The 2812-nt window shown below is 68.2% G+C and carries 2 protein-coding genes; both read right to left on the bottom strand.

What is annotated here, in order from left to right; all coding sequences use genetic code 11:
* Positions 1-134: 134 nt before the first annotated feature.
* Positions 135-971, bottom strand: coding sequence for a siderophore-interacting protein (locus tag AB0C62_RS42045; protein ID WP_362982582.1), 837 nt, complete (start codon positions 969-971; stop codon positions 135-137).
* 26 nt (positions 972-997) lie between these two features.
* Positions 998-2812: alpha/beta fold hydrolase (locus AB0C62_RS42040; RefSeq protein WP_362982580.1), on the bottom strand; the 1815-nt coding region annotated here is incomplete at its 5' end.

The following is a 2812-nucleotide window of genomic DNA, read 5'->3' as shown; positions in this document are numbered from 1 at the left end:
AAACTGCTCCCCAACCGCGGCTGAGGCGCCTTCTCTTTGCTGGTGACTTTCACGATTCTCCCGAGAATGGATTCTTTGGACAGCTACGGTGCGACCCGATCAACGCCACGTTCGAGGCGCACGACGCACGAGGACTACGCCGGGGGCGCGTCCTCCACGTCACGGTTCCACTCGGACTTCGAGGACTGCCAGCCTTCCTCGTCCGCCCCGCGTCGCCAATAGCCGGAAATGGACACCTGATCGCGTGTCAGGCCGCGCTCCACCCGCAGGTGATGCCGAATCGCCTTCACGAAGTGCGCCTCACCGTGGACAAAGGCGTCCACCGTGCCGGTCGGGAAGTCCAGGGCGGAGACGGCCTCTTGGAGCGAGTCACCGAGCTGGCGCTCCCCACGGTGCAGCCACACGATCTCGGCATCCGCCGATGTCCGGATCTCCTGCTCCTCCTCCGGACCGGAGACCTCGATGAACGCTTTGGCGACCGCTCCCGACGGCAGCGCCTCCAGGGAAGCCCCGATCGCCGGCAGGACGCTCTCGTCTCCGATGAAAAGGTGCCAATCGGCCTCCGCCCTGGGCGAGTAGCCGCCGCCGGGACCGATGAAGTAGATCTCCTCCCCCGGCTTGACCTTCGCCGCCCAGGGACCGGCCAGACCACGTTCACCGTGATAGACGAAGTCCACGGACAGTTCGACGGCGTCCGGATCCCACCGACGGACCGTGTACGTACGGGTCTTGGGCCACTGGTCCTGGGGGAAGTCCTGGCGAATGGCCGAGATGTCGAACGGCTCGGGGTACCGCACGTGCTCCAGAGGGAAGATCAACTTGATGTAGTGATCGGTGTACTGCCCGGCGGAGAACCCTTGCAGGCCCTCACCGCCCAGTACGACCCTGGCCATGTGCGGGGTCACCCACTCGACGCGCAGTACCCGCCCGCGGTGCAGCCTCGACCTGTTGGACGTCGGTTTGTCGGACATCAAGGGCTCCTTGCCTGCTTCGTTCATCAGGACTGCTTCTTCAGCGCGCGAGCCAGAACCGGGGCAATGTCCGCGAGCGCATCCGAACTCATCATCTGCATGTGCTTGAAAGGGGTCACGTGCCGTTCGATGTGGCCGCTCACATACGGTTCCCACACCTCCGCGAGTCCGGTGGACGCACCGTCCCGCCCGGCCGCCTCGAAGAAGAGCATGTCGCCGTCGAAGTGCTCGGGGCCCGTTACCCGGCTGATCTTGAGGTTGTTCTCCGTGATGTCGATGAGAGCGGCCACGGTCCGTTCCTCAAGGCCGGCCAGTGTTCCGCCGTGGGACGCGAGGATCTCGAGGATGCGTGGCATCTCGATCGGGTCGTCGCCCGGTTCGGCGTGGAAGGCCCCGATGCCGTCGAACGCGAGCTCCAGGAGATCGCGCTGGCTGCGCGTGCTGTCCGCGCTGGCGTGTCCTCCGGTACCGGCATCGAGCACAGCCAGCAGGGACACCTGCTCGCCCTCCTGCTGGAGGCGGGCCGCGAGGTTGTGGGCGACCTTGCCGCCGAACGACCAGCCCAGGAGGGCGTACGGGCCGGACGGCTGGATCGCCCGGATCTGGCCGAGGTAGTCCTCGACCAGCTCATCCAGATCGGCGGGGAACGGCTCGTCCGCGGCCAGACCACGGGCCTGGAGCCCGTACACCGGGTGCTCCCTCGGGACGTAGCGCAGCAGCCCGGCGTAGCACCAGGCCATGCCGCCTCCGGGGTGCACGCAGAACAACGGCGAACGGCTGCCGACCGACCGCAGGCTCAGCACGGGTTCCAGTGCGCTGTCCTGCTCCTCGCTGTCCGCCTGGCCCAGGTTCGACAGAGCGGCCACGGTGGGGGTTTTGAGCAGCTTGTGAATCGAGAGCTTCACGCCCAGGATCGACCGGATCCGGCTGGCCAGGCGGGTCGCCAGCAGGGAGTGGCCGCCCAACTCGAAGAAGCTGTCGTCGATTCCTACCGTGGGAACGCCCAGGACCTCGGCGAACAGTCCGCACAGGATCTCCTCCCGCGGGGTGCGCGGACCGCGTCCGGCTCCGGCCTTCGTCGGCAGGTCCGGGGCGGGGAGGGCCCGTCGGTCCAGTTTGCCGTTGGTGGTCAGCGGGAGTCGGTCGAGAACCACGAACGCGGAGGGCACCATGTACTCCGGCAGGAGGCCGGCCGCGTGCGCGCGCAGGGCCTCGGTGTCCGGGGTGTCGGTGCCGGCCTCGGCCACCAGGTAGCCCACGAGGCCCTTGTCGCCCGACCGGTCCTCCCGGGCTATGACCGCGACCTGCGCGAGCCCCGGGAAGCGGCTCAACACCGTTTCTATCTCGCCGAGTTCGATGCGGAAGCCGCGGATCTTTACCTGGTCGTCGACGCGGCCGACGAACTCCAGCAGGCCATCGCCCGACCAGCGGGCGAGGTCCCCGGTGCGGTACATGTGGCTGCCCGCAGGACCGAGGGGATCGGCCACGAACCGCTCCGCCGTCAGGTCCGGCCGCCCGAAGTAGCCCCGGGCCAACCCCGCACCCGCCAGATAGAGTTCGGCGGTGGTTCCTGCCGGGGCGAGCGTCAGGGTTTCATCGAGGATGTAGGCGCGCATGCCGTCCAGCGGTTGCCCGACGGGTATGGGCGCCGGCACCTCGTCAGCGTCGGTCCAGGGAGCCTGGGTGGCGAACAGCGTGGTCTCGGTGGGGCCGTAGGCGCAGCGCACGACGGTGTCGGGGCACTTTTCCAGCACCCGCTGGACCGCGGTCGGGGAGATCACGTCACCGCCGGTGATCACCTCCCGCACACCCGCGAAGCAGCCCGGGTCCTCCTCCGCCAT

This window comes from Streptomyces sp. NPDC048643 (assembly GCF_040650615.1).
In the GTDB taxonomy this organism is placed as follows: Bacteria; Actinomycetota; Actinomycetes; order Streptomycetales; family Streptomycetaceae; genus Streptomyces.
This window is presented reverse-complemented; position numbering and strand designations above follow the sequence as displayed.

Excerpts from the sequence above, each read along its gene's own strand:
- AB0C62_RS42045 (WP_362982582.1), bottom strand. The coding sequence starts at position 971 with ATGTCCGACAAACCGACGTCCAACAGGTCGAGGCTGCACCGCGGGCGG.